General features: G+C 61.4%; 14 protein-coding genes. 11 read left to right on the top strand and 3 right to left on the bottom strand.

Annotation, left to right across the window (positions count from 1 at the left end; genetic code table 11):
* The first annotated feature begins 3 nt into the window (after nt 1-3).
* The 11 genes from CD58_RS10450 to CD58_RS10400 all read left to right on the top strand — a co-directional run bounded on the left by CD58_RS10450 (nt 4) and on the right by CD58_RS10400 (nt 12,921).
* Nucleotides 4-1,140 carry a hybrid-cluster NAD(P)-dependent oxidoreductase gene (locus CD58_RS10450; RefSeq protein WP_025212954.1) on the top strand — a complete coding sequence of 379 codons (1,137 nt, stop codon included), beginning with the start codon at nt 4-6 and terminating at the stop codon, nt 1,138-1,140.
* 180 nt (nt 1,141-1,320) lie between these two features.
* Nucleotides 1,321-2,313 (top strand): SphA family protein, encoded by a 993-nt coding sequence (locus CD58_RS10445; protein ID WP_025212953.1) that lies wholly within the window; start codon nt 1,321-1,323, stop codon nt 2,311-2,313.
* A gap of 56 nt (nt 2,314-2,369) precedes the next feature.
* Nucleotides 2,370-3,551 (top strand): MFS transporter, encoded by a 1,182-nt coding sequence (locus tag CD58_RS10440; protein ID WP_025212952.1) that lies wholly within the window; start codon nt 2,370-2,372, stop codon nt 3,549-3,551.
* Nucleotides 3,552-3,586: 35 nt separating this feature from the next.
* Nucleotides 3,587-5,035 carry a carotenoid oxygenase family protein gene (locus tag CD58_RS10435; protein ID WP_025212951.1) on the top strand — a complete coding sequence of 483 codons (1,449 nt, stop codon included), beginning with the start codon at nt 3,587-3,589 and terminating at the stop codon, nt 5,033-5,035.
* Nucleotides 5,036-5,288: 253 nt separating this feature from the next.
* Nucleotides 5,289-6,140 (top strand): fumarylacetoacetate hydrolase family protein, encoded by an 852-nt coding sequence (locus tag CD58_RS10430; protein ID WP_025212950.1) that lies wholly within the window; start codon nt 5,289-5,291, stop codon nt 6,138-6,140.
* Nucleotides 6,141-6,143: 3 nt separating this feature from the next.
* Entirely contained in the window at nt 6,144-6,965 is an 822-nt protein-coding gene (locus CD58_RS10425) for an IclR family transcriptional regulator (protein WP_025212949.1), read from the top strand.
* A gap of 21 nt (nt 6,966-6,986) precedes the next feature.
* Complete coding sequence (locus CD58_RS10420; RefSeq protein ID WP_025212948.1) at nt 6,987-8,633, top strand: bifunctional 3-(3-hydroxy-phenyl)propionate/3-hydroxycinnamic acid hydroxylase; 1,647 nt, start codon at nt 6,987-6,989, stop codon at nt 8,631-8,633.
* 22 nt (nt 8,634-8,655) lie between these two features.
* Complete coding sequence (locus CD58_RS10415) at nt 8,656-9,501, top strand: VOC family protein (RefSeq protein WP_025212947.1); 846 nt, start codon at nt 8,656-8,658, stop codon at nt 9,499-9,501.
* A gap of 66 nt (nt 9,502-9,567) precedes the next feature.
* Nucleotides 9,568-11,046 carry an aldehyde dehydrogenase family protein gene (locus CD58_RS10410; RefSeq protein WP_025212946.1) on the top strand — a complete coding sequence of 493 codons (1,479 nt, stop codon included), beginning with the start codon at nt 9,568-9,570 and terminating at the stop codon, nt 11,044-11,046.
* Between the two features lie 87 nt (nt 11,047-11,133).
* Nucleotides 11,134-12,132, top strand: coding sequence for a helix-turn-helix domain-containing protein (locus CD58_RS10405; protein ID WP_025212945.1), 999 nt, complete (start codon nt 11,134-11,136; stop codon nt 12,130-12,132).
* A gap of 117 nt (nt 12,133-12,249) precedes the next feature.
* Nucleotides 12,250-12,921 carry a class I SAM-dependent methyltransferase gene (locus CD58_RS10400; protein WP_025212944.1) on the top strand — a complete coding sequence of 224 codons (672 nt, stop codon included), beginning with the start codon at nt 12,250-12,252 and terminating at the stop codon, nt 12,919-12,921.
* Between the two features lie 48 nt (nt 12,922-12,969).
* On the opposite strand, the gene CD58_RS10395 is transcribed toward CD58_RS10400, so the two are convergent.
* From CD58_RS10395 to CD58_RS10385, 3 genes are read right to left on the bottom strand one after another with little or no spacing between them, the layout of a single operon-like run.
* Nucleotides 12,970-14,367 carry an efflux transporter outer membrane subunit gene (locus tag CD58_RS10395; RefSeq protein ID WP_025212943.1) on the bottom strand — a complete coding sequence of 466 codons (1,398 nt, stop codon included), beginning with the start codon at nt 14,365-14,367 and terminating at the stop codon, nt 12,970-12,972.
* Nucleotides 14,364-17,510 (bottom strand): efflux RND transporter permease subunit, encoded by a 3,147-nt coding sequence (locus CD58_RS10390; RefSeq protein ID WP_025212942.1) that lies wholly within the window; start codon nt 17,508-17,510, stop codon nt 14,364-14,366. The genes CD58_RS10395 and CD58_RS10390 overlap by 4 nt, the downstream gene beginning before the upstream one ends.
* 2 nt (nt 17,511-17,512) lie before the next feature.
* The gene (locus tag CD58_RS10385; RefSeq protein WP_025212941.1) at nt 17,513-18,706 is read right to left on the bottom strand and encodes an efflux RND transporter periplasmic adaptor subunit; all 1,194 of its coding nucleotides are present in this window, start codon (nt 18,704-18,706) and stop codon (nt 17,513-17,515) included.
* Nucleotides 18,707-18,793: the final 87 nt, after the last annotated feature.

Genomic DNA, 18,793 nt, shown 5'->3' with positions numbered 1-18,793 from the left:
AACATGAGCCGCTATGAAGAGCTGACATGCCCGGACAACACGAACGCCGCCCGGCGGTTTACCGACCCGATGACCTGGGGCGCGTTCGGCACGCAATGGAGCAGCGCTGAACAGAAAACCCTGCAATGTTGCGCTGTGCATCAGGAAACCCACGATGTAAAGACGTTCATCTTTCGCTGTGCGGACTTCAGCGCCCTGAGTTTCGAGCCGGGTCAATTCATCACTGTTTCGCCGATCATCGCGGGGCAGACCGTCGCTCGCTGCTACACCCTGTCGTCCTCACCCACGCGCCCCTTCGCGATTTCCATTACCGTCAAGCGAGTGCCAGGGGGACCGGTGTCGAACTGGCTGCATGACCACCTCAAACCGGGAGACAGCCTGCGCGCCAGCGGCCCGGCGGGCAGCTTCACCCCGGTTGGTCTTCCGGCCAAAAAACTGTTGTACCTATCCGCCGGCTCTGGCGTGACGCCCTTGATGTCGATGACCCGGGCCGCCTGCGACATGGCCGGCAACCTCGACATCGTGTTTGTCCACAGCGCCCGTACACCGGCCGACATCATCTTCCACGACGAACTGCAACGCATGCAGGCCACGATGCCGGGGCTGCGGGTCATCAGTATTTGCGAAGGGCTAGGCGAAACCGCCCAATGGGCGCAACCGATAGGTCGGCTCGATGTGTCCTTGTTGAGCCAGCAAGTGCCCGACTTCCAGGAGCGCGAAGTTTTTACCTGCGGGCCTCAGGGGTACATGGCGGCCATCCAGTCACTGCTCCGGGAAGCTGCGTTCGATTTCGACCGTTATCATCAGGAAAGCTTCGACATTGCTGCACTGAATGAGGAGCCGTTGATTGAGCCAGTCCCATCCCTCGCCCGACAGGACGTGTTCACGGTGACCCTGTCGCGCTCGGGCAAGACGTTCAGCATGGCGGGCAACCAGACCGTGCTGGCCGCCGCCAGGAAAGCCGGCGCAATCGTGCCCTCCTCCTGCAGCCAAGGGGTGTGTGGCACCTGCAAGACCGCCCTGCTGCACGGGACGGTAGAGATGAATCACAACGGTGGTATCCGCCAGCGGGAAATCGACAAAGGCCTGCGCCTGCTGTGCTGCAGCAAGCCCACGTCTGACCTGGTCCTTGATCTTTAACTTGGGTGTCACTGGAGCCCAAGGTCGGGGTCCAGTCAGACGATGCGTCACCGCTCCCTCCTCCTGGCGCTCCCAGTCAACTCTGGCCGCTGCGCTCAAGCATCACCCACCCGCGGGAACTAAAGTCGAAGTGCCAGGGGAAGCTACCCCGCTCACAATTCCAAGAATAGAGCCACTTCGATGAGTCTGACCAAATCCCTGCCAGCGTGCCTGGCACTCAGTTTCGCCTCATTTGCCGTCCATGCAGCCGATGGCCCGCCTCCACCTTCGGTGAGTCAGCCCAGTGGTATCAACCTGGGCGGCACCAGCTTCTACGACGGTTTTGCGGGGCCGCCCGGACTGACTCATCAGACCTATTTGAAATTCAGCACCGCCAGCAGCATCAGGACCAACGGGGGTAAGAAAAACGGCGCCTTTGATGATCCGAAGATCAACGTCATCACGATGATCAATCAACTGAGCTATTACTCAGCGGACACTATCGGAGGGGGCGCACACCTGGGCTGGAGTCTACTGGTGCCGGTCGTTTCCCTGGACGGCGACTTCGGTGACAACGGCGTCAAGCTCAAGGATAACGCCACCGGCCTGGGCGACGTCACGGTTGGACCTCAGGTCCAGTTCGATCCGATTGTCGACGCTACCGGCAGGCCGATTTTCGTGCAGCGCATGGCTTTCGACACCATCCTGCCGACGGGTAAATACGACAAACATAAAGACCTGAACCCAGGCTCCAATTACTTCTCCCTGAACCCCTACTGGGCAGCGACCTGGATGCCGGCACCTCGCTGGGAGGTGAGTTGGAGACTGAATTACCTGTACAACTTCAAGAACGACGATCCCGCGAGCAGTTCGGCGCAGTTCTTTGAAGGACAATCCGTACGCGACACCCAATCAGGGCAGTCGGCGTGGGCCAACTTCACCGCCTCGTACGAGGTATTCCCGAACGTCTCGGTGGGCCTCAACGGCTACTACTTCAGGCAGATCTCGGATGACAAGGTGAACGGAAACACCATGACCCACTCCCGGGAAAAGGTCCTGGGCATTGGCCCGGGCCTGTTCTGGAAAATCACCGAAGACAAAGCCTTCTGGCTGAACACCTATAAGGAAACCAGCGTCGAAAATCGCTCCCGGGCGGATTACCAGGTGCAGGTCCGTTACGTTCACAAATTCTGATTGACGTGTGCGCCTGCTCACGCATGAGCGGGCCCCTTTACTCGAGGTGATGCTTCATGAACGCGCTCGACGCCATCGACAGCAAAAAATCACTGGGCGCCATCTGCCTGATGATGGTCATTTCCCTGGGAACCCTACAGATCCAGCCAATCCTGGGCGGTGCCTTGATCGACCAACTCGGCCTGCCGCTCAATGCGATAGGCGCCATTTTCGCCGCCGAACTCATGGCGATGGCCATCGCTTGCGGTGTCTGCGCGCTGTTCATGGTGAATGTCGACCGGCGCCGCTTCGCCTTGGTGGCCTTGTTGATCCTGGCCGTGGGCAACCTGGTCAGCACACAACTGCACAGCCAGGCCGGGCTGGTCATTTCCAGAATGGTCTGCGGCGCCAGCGGCGGCGCGGTCATGGCGGTCGTCTACGCCACTGCCGCCCTGCGCACGTCCAAGGATGCAACCTTCGCAGTCATCAACATCGGCAACCTGCTGTGGGGCATGCTGCTGGTGACCTCGATGCCGTTGATCCTTCAAGCGTTCGGTGTGAATGGTGCGTTTTCCCTCCTGGCGATCACCAGCGTGCTCGCGGCGCTGGGTTGCTGGAGGGTACCCAAGCGCTACCCTGAAGCACATCGCAACGCTGCCGGTTCGATCCCGCCGTTCGGCCTCACGGCCTTGCTGTTGATCCTGCTGTTTGCGCTGCTGTTTTTCGGGCACTCCGCCTTGTGGGTCTATCAGGAACGCATCGGCAAGAGTATCGGCCTGGAGCCGCAGCAGATTGGTGGCATCCTGGGGGGCAGCATCCTTGCCGGCGCCCTTGGCGCAGGCCTGGCCGGGCTGATCGGACGGCGCCTGGGCTTGCTGTTTCCGCAACTGTTGAGCTTCGGCACCGCATTGCTGGCGACCTTGATCATGGTCTATGGCACCAGCCCCATCGCTTTTGTCACCACGGCCTGCCTGATCCATATGGTCTGGTTTTTCAGCCTGCCATACCTGCTTTCCATGGCTGCCGAAATGGACCCTTCCGGCCGCCTGGCGGGCCTGGGTAACGCTGCCATTTTCATCGGCCAAGGGCTCGGCCCGTTTGGCGCCGCACTGGTCGTCGGTGAGGGGCACTTCCGCGCGGTCGGCTGGCTGGCCGCTTCAGCCTATTTGCTAGCCTTGATTATCTCGTGCCTGGTGGTGACCCGCTTTCGCCGTGGCGTGAAGCCTTCCGGGCCGGCAATGTCCCCGCAATCGGCGTGAACATGAACGAAACCGCACAGTGATGAGATAACCCGATGAGTATTCCTTTTCCACAAACCCCTGAGTTTTCCGGCGCGCTCTACAAACCCAGCCGCATAGAAGCAGAGGTGTTCGACCTCGAGATTGAAGGCGTTCTTCCCGCCTCGATCCATGGCACTTTTTATCAGGTCGCACCGGACCCGCAGTACCCGCCCATGCTGGGCACCGATATCTTCTTCAACGGTGACGGCATGGTCAGCGGCTTCCACTTTGCCAACGGCAAGGTCTCGCTGCGACGCCGCTACGTGCAGACGGATCGCTTGCTGGCCCAACGCCGGGAGGGTCGCTCGCTCAATGGCGTCTATCGAAATGCCTTCACCAACGACTCGCTCGCGGCGAAGAACAACACCACCGCCAACACCTCCGTCATCCCTCACAACGGCGTCCTGCTGGCACTCAAGGAAGATGCCCTGCCCTGGGCGATGGACCTCGAAACCCTGGAGACCCTCGGCGAATGGACATTTGACGGGCAGATCAAATCAGCGACGTTCACCGCTCACCCCAAGCTTGACCCGGCAACGGGCAACCTCTTGGCCTTCAGCTATGAGGCCAAGGGCGACGGCACGCCTGACCTGGTGTATTTCGAGCTCTCGCCGGACGGAAAGCTGCTGCACGAGATCTGGTTCCAGGCCCCTTATGCGGCCATGGTGCATGATTTCGCGGCGACCGAACGGTACGTCGTATTCCCGCTGATTCCGCTGACGGTTGACGTCGAGCGCATGAAAAACGGCGGGCCGCATTTCCAATGGCAACCCGATCTGCCTCAGCTTTTCGCCGTTGTGCCCCGTAACGGGCGGGCGCAAGACGTGCGTTGGTTCAAAGGGCCCATGGACGGTTTCCAGGGGCACACGCTCAATGCGTTCGATGAGGACGGCAAGGTTTACGTCGACATGCCGGTTACCGGTGGGAACATCTTCTATTTCTTCCCCCAGGCGGATGGTCATGTACCACCGCCGGAAACCCTGGCGGCCTGCCTGATGCGCTGGACCTTCGACCTGAACAGTGGCAGGGACGAGGTCGAACCGCAGCCACTGACGGACTACCCCTGCGAGTTTCCAAGGTGCGATGACCGCTACATCGGTCGACAGTACGCGCACGGTTTCCTGCTCGCCTTTGACCCGGAGCGTCCCTATAACCCGGCGAATGGGCCGATACCCTTTCAGTTTTTCAACCTGCTGGTCCACTTGAACCTGAAGACAGGCCTCTCGGACGCCTGGTTTCCGGGCGACAGCGGCTGCTTCCAGGAACCTATCTTCATTCCGCGCTCTGCTGACGCCGAGGAAGCCGATGGCTATGTCGTTGCACTGCTCAACCTCATCGCAGAGGAGCGCAGTGAACTCGTAGTGCTGGACTCTCGGGACATGGCGAGTGGTCCCATTGCCCGAATCAGGATTCCCTTCCGGATGCGCATGTCGCTGCATGGATGCTGGGCGCCGGGTTCCTGACAGGCACAAATCCCTCCCTTTCCCACTTCTGACACCCCATAGCCATCCGCGCCCCGTGCGGATGGCCGCCTGCGTCATCCTCACTCGTTCCTCATGCCAAATGATTCACTAAAGATCCCGCCATGCCGAAATAAACATAAATTCCGTATTTTAGGATTTTTGTATAAATCCTACTTTACAGGATTTAATTGCAAGACTAGATTAATCCTCATTGCATCCCGTGCGCATGCACCCTCTCTACCAAGGAGACTCCATGAAACTCGCCAGCTTTATTGTTCAAGGTCGTAGCACCTACGGCGTCATCGAAGGCGAACACGTGATTGATCTGGAATCGATCAAGCCAACCGTTGGCAACGATCTCAAGCAAGCCGTCGCCAACCACCGCCTGGGCGAACTGACCCCGGTGATCCTGGCGAACCTGCCGCGCATCCCGTTGGCTGAAGTGACATTCCTGCCGGTGATCCCGAACCCGGGCAAAGTGCTGTGCATCGGCATCAACTACGCCACTCACGTGCGCGAAACCGGTCGTGAGATGCCGACCTACCCCATGATCTTTACCCGCTTCGCCGACAGCCAGACGGCGCACCTGCAACCCATCGTCCGCCCCAAGGCTTCCCACAAACTTGATTTCGAAGGCGAGCTGGCGGTGGTGATCGGTAAAACGGCGCGTCACGTCAAACACGCCGACGCGCTGGACTATGTCGCCGGTTACGCCTGCTACAACGACGGCAGTGTCCGCGACTGGCAGAAGCACACCATTCAGTTCGTACCGGGCAAGAACTTCCCGAACACCGGTGGCTTCGGCCCTTGGCTGGTGACCGCCGATGAAATAGGCGACCCGCAGGACCTGGAACTGACCACCCGCCTGAATGGCGAAGTGATGCAGCACACCCGCACCAGCGACATGATTTTCGATGTGCGCCAGCTGATCGAGTACTGCTCCACCTTTACCGAACTGGCCCCTGGAGACGTCATTGTGACCGGTACCACTGGCGGCGTCGGCGCGTTCCGTGAGCCGCCGGTGTGGATGAAGCCAGGTGATGAAGTCGAGATCGAGATTGCTCGCATTGGCACCCTGCGCAACAGCATCGTGGACGAGCGATAAACCATGGACAATCTACACGCCTCTGAACAACTGCCAGAACAGGAAGCCGACAGCAAAGGCTCGAGCCTGGAGCGCATGCTGCGGGTACTCGACCTGTTCACCGAAGAGAACCCGATCTGGGCCGTCGACGACATGGGCGGTGCCTTGGGTTTTACCCGCTCGACGATCTACCGCTACGTGCGTGAACTGGCCGAGGCCAACCTGTTGTTCCAGGTCGAAGCCGGTCGTTATGCCCTGGGCGCCCGGATCATCACCTGGGACCGCCAGTTGCGCCTGAGCGACCCCCTCGTGCGCGCCGCGCAATCGCTGGAGCCGAATCTGCCGCAGTGGAGCGAGCAGCAGGTCTGGCTGATCTGCCGACTGTTCAAGGACCAGGTCGTGTGCATTCATCAGCACGGCGATTTGTTCCGTGAGGTCAGTTACTCCCGCGGCTCACCCAGGCCTTTGTTCCTGGGGGCGACGTCCAAGGCAATCCTCGCCAACATGACCTCGCGCCAACACAGCCAACTGTTCCTGGACCACCCCGATGAGGTGCGCGCCAGCAGCCTTGGCCAGACCTGGGAGCAGTTTCGTCGCGCGCTGCAGCAGTTGCGGCGCCAGGGCTATGTGGCCAGTGCAGGCGAAGTCGACCCCGGCGTCTATGGCCTCGCCGCGCCGATCTTCGACGGCGACGGCAAGGTCGTCGGCAGCATCAGTTGCGTTCGCCCGATTGGAGAACGTGACAGTGCCCAGGAAGAGGAACAAGGACAGCAGATCCTTGCCCTGGCGCAGGACCTGTCACAGCGCATGGCTGCGCTCGCCAACCGCCCCAAGCCACTGGGCTGAGCCATCCGCAAGGGAATAACAATGACAACCCTCAACAGTATCAGCACCCAGGTATTGATCATCGGTGCCGGACCTACCGGACTGACCCTGGCCAACCTGCTCGGCCAGGCCGGCGTGGACACCCTGATCATCGATCGCAAACCGAGCACCGTGGCCGAGCCCCGGGCCGTTTCGATCGATGACGAATCCTTGCGCACCATGCAGGCCATCGGTCTGGACCAGGCCGTCCTCAAGGACGTGGTGCCCGGCTACGGCGTGCACTATTTCACCCGGCCCGGCGGCCGCTGCTTTGGCAAAGTCGAGCCGACCGGCAAGCTGTACGGGTTCCCCAAGCGTAACGCGTTTCGCCAGCCGCTTTTCGAGGCCACGCTCAAGACCGGCCTGGAACGCTTTGCCAGTCTCAAGGCACGCTTTTGCCACGAGTTGTTGGAGTTTCATCAAGACCACCACGGTGTGCGCGCGCTGATACGTGACGCCGATGGCGAACTGATGGAAGTCAACGCCACCTACCTCGTGGCCTGCGACGGCGGCCGCAGCCCGGTGCGCAAGCAACTCGGGATCGAGATGGTCGGTTCGAGCTTCTCCTCGCGCTGGCTGGTGGTCGACACCGACCAGGATGACGACCCGTTCTGGCAAACCCGTGTGTATTGCGATGCCAGGCGCCCCGTGGTTGAAGTGCCTGGCCCTCACCGTACTCGCCGGTTCGAGTTTCTCCTCAAGCCGGACGAAACCGATGAGCACGTGCTCAGCGACACGTGCCTGCAGGCGCTGCTACGCCCGTTCAAGGGTGACACGCCGGTGTCCATCGTGCGCAAGACCGTCTACACCTTCCACGCCCGGGTCGCCGAGCGGTGGCAGGTAGACCGCGTGTTTCTCGCCGGCGATGCCGCGCACTTGACCCCGCCCTACGCCGGACAGGGCATGAACAGCGGTGTTCGCGATGCCCATAACCTGGGCTGGAAGCTGATCGGCGTATTGAAGGGAAAAATGGCCGCAACCGCCCTGCTGTCGTACGAAAGCGAACGTCGCGATCATGCGTGGGCCTTGATCAAGTTAGCCTTGAACCTCGGTGTGGTCATGGCCCCGGCCACCGTCCTTCGTGCACGCCTGATCAGCGCCGCATTCGCCGTGATCGGCCTGTTGCCACCGTTGCGAGACTATTTCCTGCACATGCGTTTCAAGCCTAAACCTCGCTTCACCAAGGGCCTGGTATTGGCCAAGGGCGAAGCAGGGAAATTGTCCTGCGGACAGATGTTCCCGCAACCGCTGCTCACCGATGCCCATGGCCATGAATGCCTGCTCGACGAAGCCCTCGGCGCCGGCTTCGCCTTGATTCAATACGGCGATCCTGCCCGCCAACGTGTCGATGAGCTCAAGCATGGTTTTTGGAGCCACCTTGAAGCCAAACGCATCCTGGTTCTTCCCGGGAACATCCCGGCCATGCCTTCGATTTCGGGTTGCACGGTGCTCCAGGACCGGCAGGGTTTGCTCAAGGAAATACTGGGCGATTCAAACAGGTTTTTGCTGCTGCGCCCTGATCGCTACATCGCCGCCATTTTCGACAAGGCCACCGAGACAGAGGCCGCCGAATCGCTGCAGTCGCTGTTCGGTATTGCCGCGACGAGAGGCAGCGGAATCGAGTCGGTCATCGCGCCCGTCTTTCACTGAACCTTCAAGCACAGAGGTGGTTATGCAAACACTCCAGACGTCCACACCTGCACGCCTGTGCTACCTGCACCTGGCAAGCAAGGATGCGCAACGGCAAATCGATTTCTATCGGCGGATGCTGGACATGGACAGCCTGGCGCAGGCCGATGGCAGCTGGATACTCAGCGGCCCGCAACGCGCCATGCTCGTGTCTCCCGCCGATCATAGCGGCCTGCTCGCGGCGGCCTTTGACCTGGGTAACCCGTCTCGACTGGGCGCGTTGCGAGCGCGTCTGATCGAGAGCGGCTGCGCTGTCGAAGACATCGACTCGCCGTTGCTCGAACCGGGGGCTTTCGTGGTCCGTGACCCTCAAGGGCGGCAGACGATATTTGGCGTATCTCACACCGAACGCCATCCCCACCAAGGCATGCCCGGCCGTCTGCAGCACGTGGTGTTCCAGACCACCGAGCTGGAGGCCATGATCGATTTCTACGTCAACACGGTGGGCTTTACTGTTTCGGACAATGTCGTGGATGAGCAGACTGGCCAGCTCATGACGTGTTTCCTGCGCTCGGACGATGAACATCATACGTTGGCGTTTTTCCGCGGTTCGAAAAACGAGTGGGATCACCACTGTTACGAAACCAACGAATGGAACGACATCCGTGACTGGGGCGATCGCTTCGCCAGGGAACGCATCACCCTCTTCTTCGGCCCTGGCCGACATGGGCCGGGCAACAACTTGTTCTTCATGGTGGTCGATGCCGATCGCAACCGCCTGGAGTTCTCGGCCGAGCTCGAAGTCACCGATGCCTCGCGTCAACCCGGCGTCTGGCCCCAGGAGGAATACACGCTCAACTCCTGGGGACGGGCCTGGATCAGGAGCTGAGCACTTGCAGTGTTGGCACCCTCCACTTCCTGAACGACGCAATCACCTGCCGCCAAAGGTAAGACCATGACCACTCAACAGCTCACCCCCTACGCCATCAACGGCGACCAATACATTAACGGCGCCTGGCGTGCCGGGCGTTCCGCGCGACGCCTGGACGACCGCAACCCGTTCAATGGCGAACAACTGCTGGAAATGCCGCTGGCCTCGATTGCCGATCTCGATGACGCCTATCAGGCTGCCCACCAAGCGCAAACGGCGTGGGCTCGCCTGCATCCAACACAGCGCAGCACGCAACTGGAGAAACTCGCCCACGTCATCCAGCACCGCCGTGAGGAAATCATCGGCTGGCTGATTCGAGAGTCTGGCAGCACCCGGATCAAGGCCAGCATGGAATGGCAATTCACGCTGAACCTGGTGCGCGAGTGCGCAGCCATGCCGATGCAGGTCGAGGGACGGATCCTCACGAGCTACAAGCCCGGAGAACAGAGTTTTGTCTTTCGCGAACCGCTGGGTGTAGTGGGCGTGATCAGCCCGTGGAACTTCCCGCTCTACCTGAGCATGCGCTCGGTCGTACCGGCCCTCGCGCTGGGCAATACAATCGTGCTCAAGCCTGCCAGCGACACGGCGGTGACCGGCGGCCTGCTGATAGCCCATCTGTTCGAAGAAGCCGGCTTCCCGCAGGGTTCGCTCAATGTCGTGGTAGGCGCAGGTTCGGAGATTGGCGACGCCTTCGTCGCGCATCCCGTACCGAGCCTGATTTCCTTCACCGGTTCGACGGATGTGGGACGTAATGTCGGGCGCATTGCAACCGGCGGCAAACACATCAAGCGCGTCGCGCTCGAGCTGGGTGGCAACGCTCCGCTGGTGGTCCTGGATGATGCGGATATCGAAATTGCCGCCCATGCCGCGGTGGTCGGACGCTTCCTGCACCAAGGGCAGATCTGCATGAGCGTCAACCGGGTGATCGTCGACCGCTCGCTGTATGCCGATTTCGCGGCATTGGTGGTGGAGCGCGTGCGCAATCTCAAGACCGGCGACCCGGCCAAGGCCGACACGGTGATCGGGCCGGTGGTCAATCAGAGCCAGCTCGACGGCCTGCTGCGTAAAATCGATGCAGCCGCAAGCGCCGGCCTCAACCAGCTGTGTGGCGGCCAGGCAGCCGGGCTGGTGCTGCCTGCCCATGTGTTCGGTGAAGTGGGGGCCGATCAGGAACTGGCCCGCGATGAAACGTTCGGCCCCTTGTTGCCGCTGCTGATCGCAGAGAACGAAGATCATGCCCTGGCGTTGGCGAACGCCAGTGAATATGGCCTGTCCAGCGCGGTGTTCACCCGCGACATGGCCCGTGGCTTGAACTTCGCCCGTGGCATTGTGGCAGGCATGACCCACATCAACGACATCACGGTCGATGACCAACCCAATGCTCCCTTCGGCGGTGAAAAGAATTCCGGCCTTGGACGCTTCAATGGTCACTACGCCTTGGACGAATTCACCCGCGCCCATTGGGTCACTTGGCAGCCCGGAAGCCATCACTATCCCTTTTGATCAGTAACCCGCAAGGACGCAGCCAGGATTGGGCAAGTTGACCTCTTTGCCCAATCAACAAAAACAATAAAAAAATAGAGGCGAAAAATGAGCAATCTAGCCTGTGTGTCCACCGATCAGGTTGTGCGTTCCGACCGGCTGATGAAGTGGAAAGAGTTCATGAGCGATCACCTGGGGCGCACGCCGGACTATATCAAGCGCCTGGAGTCGACGTTCATCGACCCGTTGCACGACAGCAACTTTCAGGGCCGGCTGGAGTATGGCGACCTGGGTCAGTTGCGCTTCTGTCGCATGACCGCCAGCGCCCATCGATATTCACGCCATCTGAGCAAAGCGATCGACTCGCTCGATACGCCGCGCATGTTGATCCTGCAGATTGCCGGTGTCAGCCATTTCGAACAGGGTCAACAACGCAGCGTACTGGCACCTGACGAAATGCTCCTGGTCGACTGTGGCAAACCCTTTGACGTGACCAGCACCCAAGGCTGCGAACACTTCATCCTGCTGTTCCAGGGTGCGCCCGGACAGCTTACGCAAACCGGCAACATGCACCTTAACGGTCGCAACGGACTGGGCCGCATGCTGATGCATCTGATTGGTGATGCGTACAACCAATACCCCTTGCTCAACAACAACTCGGCCGGGTTGATCGGCGACAGCATCACCGGGCTACTGGATAACGCGCTGAAGAACAAACAGGAAGAAAAGCAACTCGAACACGACTTCCGCTTCTTCAAGCAGAACCGCCTGAAGGCCTATATCGAGCGCCACCTGGCCGACCGCGACCTGACCATCGAACGCATCGCCAACGCCGAACAGTGCTCGGTACGAAGCCTGCACCGCGCGTTTCAGGATGAGCTGGGGTGCAGCGTCAGCGAGTACATCTGGCAACGGCGTCTGGCCCGTTGTGCCGAAGACCTGCGCAGCCGGGAACATGCCCATCGCTCGCTTACCGAGATCGCGTATGCCTGGGGCTATGGCAGCAGCTCGCACTTCAGCCGGCATTTCAAATCGACGTTCGGCATGTCACCTCGCCTGTTCCGGGATACCGCGAGCGACAGCAGGATGAAATCGACGGCGGCCTAAGCAGGCTTGTGCGGATCGAGGACGAGATCGTCGCCACCTAGACACCCAGGCCCACCGTTGGGTGTCCAGCCGCATTTGTCCTATCCTTGTATCCAACCCAAGCATCCGGACATGACGATGCCCACTCCCGAATCCGTCCTTCTGCAAAGCTGGCAGCACAATGCCCAATCCTGGATCGAAGCCGTGCGCAGCGGCGCCCTCGAAAGCCGCATCAAGGTCACCGACCAGGCCATCCTGCTGGCAGTGCTAGGCCGCCAACCCAAGCGTGTACTCGACCTGGGTTGCGGCGAGGGCTGGCTGTTGCGGGCCCTGGCTGAGCGGGCCATCGAAGCGGTCGGCGTGGACGGCGATGCAACGCTGGTCGATGCTGCGCGGGCGGCGGGCTCTTCCCAGGTGCATGTGGCGAACTACGAAGCATTGGCCCAGGCCAAGGTGGACATCGGCCGCGACTACGACCTGATCTGTGCCAACTTCGCCTTGCTCCACCAGGACATCATCCCGCTGCTGGCGGCCATGAACGCCCTGCTCGCCCCAGGCGGCGCGCTGGTGATCCAGACCCTGCATCCATGGAGCGTGGCGGCGGGCAACTATCAGGATGGGTGGCGGGAAGAAACCTTCGCCGGATTCCAGGGCCAGTGGCGGCCCATGCCCTGGTACTTTCGCACCTTGTCCAGTTGGCTCAATGCCTTGGAGATGGCCGGCTTTCGACTGGCCGGCCTGCAAGAGCCGCAGCACCCGCAAAGCCCGGTGCCGCAGTCATTGCTGCTGGTAGCCGAACAACACACCTGAACGCCACCGTGGCCCCTCTCTTGAGGAGCTCCACACGCTCAACTCGACTCAATTCCAGCCACCCCCCATCACCTTGTACAACGTCACGCGGTTGCTCTGTTCGGTCAGGCGCAAGCTGATCAGGTCCTGCTGCGCGCTGTACAGCGAACGCTGGGCATCCAGGGCCTCGAGATAACTCTGGGAACCGCCCCGGTACAAGGCATCGGACAGCTCGAAGCTTTTGCGGCTGGCGTCGGTCAATGCCTGCTGGGCCTCGATACGTCGATCCAGGGTGCTGCGCACCGCCAGGGCGTCGGCCACTTCCTTGAAGGCGCTTTGCAGCGTCTGCTGGTAAGTCTGCACTTGAATCTCGCGCTCGGTCTTGGCGGCGTCCAGCGTCGCGCGGTTACTGCCACCGTCGAAGATCGGTAGGCTGACGCTCGGGGCAAACGACCAGGCACCGCTGCCGGACTTGAATAGGCCAGACAAAGCCGAGCTGGAGGAACCGGCACTGGCCGTCAGGCTGATGCTTGGAAAAAACGCCGCACGGGCCGCACCGATGTCGATATTGGCCGATTTGAGCGTGTGTTCGGCTGCCAATACATCCGGACGCCGTTGCAGCAGGCTGGACGGAAGCTCGGCTGGCACTTGCACCAGCGCCGCCGCCGACTCCAGGTTCGCACCAGGCAACAGTTCCTCGGGAATATCACTGCCCACCAACAGACGCAGCGCGTTGCGGTCCTGGAGAATCTGGCTTTCATACGCCGCCGCGTCGGCCCGGGCCGACTCCACGGTGGTTTGCGCCTGGGCCACCGACAGACCGGAAGAGCCGCCCAAGGCGTGGCTGCGCTGGGTCAATTCGTAGGTCGCCTGCTGACTGCGCAAGGTCTCCTGGGCCAGATGCAGCCGCTGGTTGTCCGCCGCCAGGGTCAGCCAGGCCGTGGCCACTTCCGCCACCAGGCTGATCTGCGTGCTGCGCCGGGTTTCGGTCAGGGCCAGATAGTCTTCCAGCGCCTCATCCTGAAGGTTCTGTACCCGTCCGAACAGATCCACTTCATAACTGCTCAGCCCCAGTTGCGCGCTGTAGTCATGGGTGGTGGCCGCCGAACCACTGTTGGACAACGAGCCGGGCGTACGACTGTGGGTGCCACTGACGCTGGCATCGATCGACGGCAGCGATTCGGCGCGCTGGATACGGTATTGCGCCTGGGCCTTTTCAACATTCAGGGCTGCCAGGCGCAGGTCGCGATTGTTGTTCAACGCCAGGGACTGCAAGCGCGCCAGGCGGCTGTCAGTGAAAAAATGTTGCCACTCGATATCAACGGCCACCTCGCCCTTGGGCGTGCTGGCGGGCGGTAGCCATTGCTCGGAGACGGGCGCCTCGGGGCGCTCATACTGCGGCGCCAGGTTGATACAGCCACCGAGCAGCGCGAGGGCGGCCAGCAGCGGCCAGTGGAACTTGATCATGCGTCACCTGACTGGGTGGTTGGGACGGAGGTGGAAGCCGTGGAAACGCGGGCAAAACGCCGGCGAATCTGCACGAAGAACAGTGGGACGAAGAAGATCCCCAGCAGCGTGGCCGAGAACATGCCTCCCAGCACACCGGTACCAATGGCTTGACGCCCGGCGGAACCGGCACCGGTGCTCAGGGCCAGGGGCAGCACGCCGAACATGAACGCCAGGGACGTCATGAGAATCGGCCGCAGGCGTTGACGCACGGCGATCAACGTCGCCTCCCGCAAGCTATTGCCCTGTTCTTGCAAATGCTTGGCGAACTCGACGATCAGGATCGCGTTTTTGGCCGCCAAGCCCACGGTGGTCAACAGCCCGACCTGGAAATACACGTCGTTGCTCAAACCGCTTAGACGGGTAGCCAGCACCGCGCCCACCACCCCCAGCGGTACCACCAGCATCACCGAGAACGGCACTGACCAACTCTCATAGAGCGCGGCCAGGCAGAGGAACACAAACAATACGGAGATCCCGTACAGCAACGGCGCCTGCGAACCGGAAAGGCGCAACTGATAAGACTGTCCGGTCCACTCGTAACCGATGCCTTCGGGCAGTTGCTGGATAATCGCTTCCACCGCATCCATGGCGTCCCCGGAACTGACCCCAGGCGCCGGATCGCCGACCACCTCCAGCGAAGCATTGCCGTTGTAGCGTTCCAGTAACGGCGAACCATAGCTCCACGAACTGCTGGCGAACGAAGAAAAGGGCACCATCTGGTCGTTGCTGTTGCGCACGAACCAATGCTCCAGGTCGGCCGCTTGCATCCGCGAGGAAGCTTCGCCCTGAACGTAGACTTTCTTCACCCGGCCCTGGTTGAGGAAGTCATTGACGTAAGTGCCGCCCAACGCCGTAGACAAAGTGGCGTTGATGTCGCTGGTGCTCAGGCCCAAGGCACCGGCCTTGCGATCATCGATGCTGACCTTGAGCTGCGGTGCGTCGTCCAGGCCATTGCTGCGTACCCCGAGCAAGCGCGGGTCCTGGTTGGCCAGCTCGATAAGCTTCTCCCGCGCGGTCACCAGCGCGTCGTGCCCCAGGCCACCGAGGTCCTTGAGTTGCAGGTCGAAGCCGGAGCTCTGTCCCAGGCCCCGTATCGCCGGTGGTTGCATGACGAACACATTGGCATCGCCGATGCTCGACAGCGCCATGGTCGCCCGCTGGGCGATGGATGCCGCATCCTGCCCTGCCCCGGTCCGCTCGCTCCAGTCCTTGAGCCGGATAAAGGCGCGTGCACTGTTCTGGCTGTTGCCGTTCATGCCCAGGCCGGAAATGCTGATCAACGCTTCGACTTCCGGTTGCTCGAGCAGATAGCTTTCGAACTGCTTGACCACCGCTTGAGTGCGACTGTCCGTGGCCCCCACCGGCAATTGCACCTGGGCCATGAGAATGCCCTGGTCTTCATCAGGCAGAAACGACGTCGGCAGGCTCATATAACCAACCGCCATCACCAGCAGCACCAACCCATACACCAGCCAACTGAGGCGCCCACGCTGCACAATAGCGCCCACCCGTGTTTTATAGGCCTCGGCAGCACGTTCGAAGGCGCGATTGAACCCGCCGAAGAACCCGCCTTGAGCGCCGTGGCCCTTGCCATCGGACGGCTTGAGCAGGGTCGCGCACAAGGCTGGTGTCAGCGTCATCGCCACCAACACCGAGAGCACCATGGCCGAGACGATCGTGACCGAAAACTGCCGGTAGATGATCCCCGTCGAGCCACCAAAAAACGCCATGGGAATGAACACTGCGCTGAGCACCAAGGCGATGCCAACCAGGGCGCTGGTGATCTCGGCCATCGACTGGCGCGTGGCGTCCAGGGCCGACAGCCCCTGCTCGCCCATCACGCGCTCGACGTTCTCCACCACCACGATGGCGTCGTCCACCAACAAGCCGATGGCCAGGACCATGGCGAACATGGTCAAGGTGTTGATCGAATAGCCGAACAGCGCCAGCACACCGAACGTCCCGAGCAGCACCACCGGCACAGTGATCGCCGGGATCAACGTGGCCCGCAGGTTCTGCAAGAAGAGGAACATGATCAGCACCACCAGGACGATGGCCTCGCCCAAGGACTTGACCACCTCCTCAATGGACAGGCTGACAAAGGGTGTCGTGTCGTAGGCGATCACGTTCTTGAGTTGCATTTCCGTGGGATAGAACGGCTCCAGCGCCTTGAGCTTGGCCTTCACCGCCTCCCCCACATTCAGGGCATTGGCCCCGGCGGCGAGCTGTACACCCATGGCGGCAGCGGGCTTACCGTTAAGGGCGGAACTGACGTCGTAGCTTTCGCTGCCCAATTCAACCCGCGCCACATCCCCCAGCAGCACCACGGCGCCGTTGCTGGTGGACTTGACCACGACATTGCGAAATTCTTCGACGGTTTGCAGCTTGCTGCGGGCGCTGATCGTGGCGTTCAACTGCTGGCCCTTCACCGCCGGCATGGCGCCGAGCTGACCGGCGGACACCTCGGTGTTCTGCGCCTCCAGGGCACTGCTGATATCCGACGGTATCAGCGTGTATTTTTCCAACAGGGCCGGATCTAGCCAGATGCGCATGGCATAGCCCGAACCCAATGTCTGCACATCGCCGACGCCGTCGACACGGCTGATGGAATCGAGCACGGTGCTGGAAATGTAATCGCCGATCTGAGTGCCGGTGACGCTCGGATTGTCGGACGCCAAGGCGGCAATCATCAGGAAATCGGAGCCGCCCTTGGTCACCGTCAGGCCCTCGCTTTGCACCGATTGCGGCAGTCTCGACTCCGCCTGTTGCAGCTTGTTCTGCACCTGCATCTGGGCCACGTCCGGGTTGGTGCCGGCCGTGAAGGTCAGGCTGATGCTGGCACTGCCGTCCGAGCTGCTGGAGGCCGACATGTAGGTCAGGTTATCCAGGCCCTTCATTTGCTGCTCGATGACCTGGGTCACGGAGTCTTCCACGGTCTTGGCCGAGGCGCCGGTGTAGGTTGCGGAAATGCGCACCGTCGGCGGCGCGATGTCCGGATACTGCTCGAGGGGCAACTGGCTGATGGACAAGGCACCAGCAAGCATGATGACGATGGCGATGACCCAGGCAAAAATCGGTCGGTCGATAAAGAAGCGCGCCATGCTCAACCCTCCTGCGCAATGGCAACAGGCGTTGCTGTCTGCGTACGGCTGCGCGTGCCGGCGTTCTGCGCCACGACGGAGTCACCGACCCGGACTTTCTGCCCGCCCTCGACAATCACCTGGTCTCCCGCGTTCAGCCCAGCCGTGACCCACCACTGGTTGTCCACGGCGCGGTCGATAGTCAGCACGCGCTGCTCGACCTTGCCATTGACCACCACCAGCACCGAGGTCGCGCCACTGGCGCTGCGGGTCACCGCCTTCTGTGGAATCAGGATGGCTTTATCGTCCCGAGCCTGTTCCAGCACCGCCCGCACGTACATGCCCGGCAGCAACAGCCGGTCCGGGTTGGCGATTTGCGCCCGCAAGGTCACGGTGCCGGTGCCCTCATTGACGCTGACCCCACTGAATTTCAAGCGACCTTCCTGGGCGTAGGTGGTGCCGTCATCGAGCTTGAGGCGGATCCGCGCCTCGCCTTCGCTATTACTCTGCAACGCACCGCTGGCCAGGTCGCGCTTGAGGCGCAACAGCTCGGTGGTCGATTGGGTGACGTCGACATACATCGGGTCCAGCTGCTGCACCGTGGTCAGTGCGCTGTCCTGGTTGGCGACCACCAGCGCGCCAGGCGTGACCGTCGAGGTTTCGATGCGCCCGCTGACCGGCGAGCTGATGCGGGTATACGCCAGGTTGATGCGCGCGGTGTCGACATCGGCCTGGGCCACTTGCAGTTCCGCTTCGGCGGTCAACAAGCTGGCCTGGGCATCTTCGTTGTCCTGCTGGCTGATGGCATCGATCTTCGCCAACTGTGCGTCACGCTTGGCGGTGGCCTGCGCCGACTTCAACGTGGCTCGCGCCTTGGCGAGGTTCGCCTGTGCTTCAGCCAACGCGGCCTTATAAGAGGAAGCGTCCAGTTGGTACAGCGCCTGCCCGGCCTTGACCTCGGCCCCTTCGACAAACAGCCGTTGCTGGACGATACCGCCGACCTGCGGACGAATTTCAGCAACCATGAACGCCTGGGTCCGCCCGGCCAGTTCCGTGGTCAGCGCCTGGCTTTGCGGCTGTACGGTGATCACTGAAACCTTGGGCGGTTCCTGGACGGGGGCGGATTCGCCAGAGCAACCGCCCAACAGGAACAAAACGATCAAGGACACCAGGAAGGCGGCGGTCACCAGGGATTTGGCGAATAATTTGGTCGACATAAATGCCTCTACAAGACGGATGGTTCAAGCCAGGCGCCATACTGCGAGGCAAATGTGCAGGAAAATTGAAGATTGTCCGCCGCCCTT

It is taken from the genome of Pseudomonas brassicacearum (assembly GCF_000585995.1).
In the GTDB taxonomy this organism is placed as follows: domain Bacteria; phylum Pseudomonadota; class Gammaproteobacteria; order Pseudomonadales; family Pseudomonadaceae; genus Aquipseudomonas; species Aquipseudomonas brassicacearum_A.
The sequence above is the reverse complement of the archived record's forward strand: the minus strand, read 5'-3'. Positions and strand labels throughout refer to the sequence as shown.

Coding starts and splice junctions, on each gene's coding strand:
- CD58_RS10450 (WP_025212954.1), top strand. CDS start 4: ATGAGCCGCTATGAAGAGCTGACATGCCCGGACAACACGAACGCCGCC.
- CD58_RS10445 (WP_025212953.1), top strand. CDS start 1,321: ATGAGTCTGACCAAATCCCTGCCAGCGTGCCTGGCACTCAGTTTCGCC.
- CD58_RS10440 (WP_025212952.1), top strand. CDS start 2,370: ATGAACGCGCTCGACGCCATCGACAGCAAAAAATCACTGGGCGCCATC.
- CD58_RS10435 (WP_025212951.1), top strand. CDS start 3,587: ATGAGTATTCCTTTTCCACAAACCCCTGAGTTTTCCGGCGCGCTCTAC.
- CD58_RS10430 (WP_025212950.1), top strand. CDS start 5,289: ATGAAACTCGCCAGCTTTATTGTTCAAGGTCGTAGCACCTACGGCGTC.
- CD58_RS10425 (WP_025212949.1), top strand. CDS start 6,144: ATGGACAATCTACACGCCTCTGAACAACTGCCAGAACAGGAAGCCGAC.
- CD58_RS10420 (WP_025212948.1), top strand. CDS start 6,987: ATGACAACCCTCAACAGTATCAGCACCCAGGTATTGATCATCGGTGCC.
- CD58_RS10415 (WP_025212947.1), top strand. CDS start 8,656: ATGCAAACACTCCAGACGTCCACACCTGCACGCCTGTGCTACCTGCAC.
- CD58_RS10410 (WP_025212946.1), top strand. CDS start 9,568: ATGACCACTCAACAGCTCACCCCCTACGCCATCAACGGCGACCAATAC.
- CD58_RS10405 (WP_025212945.1), top strand. CDS start 11,134: ATGAGCAATCTAGCCTGTGTGTCCACCGATCAGGTTGTGCGTTCCGAC.
- CD58_RS10400 (WP_025212944.1), top strand. CDS start 12,250: ATGCCCACTCCCGAATCCGTCCTTCTGCAAAGCTGGCAGCACAATGCC.
- CD58_RS10395 (WP_025212943.1), bottom strand. CDS start 14,367: ATGATCAAGTTCCACTGGCCGCTGCTGGCCGCCCTCGCGCTGCTCGGT.
- CD58_RS10390 (WP_025212942.1), bottom strand. CDS start 17,510: ATGGCGCGCTTCTTTATCGACCGACCGATTTTTGCCTGGGTCATCGCC.
- CD58_RS10385 (WP_025212941.1), bottom strand. CDS start 18,706: ATGTCGACCAAATTATTCGCCAAATCCCTGGTGACCGCCGCCTTCCTG.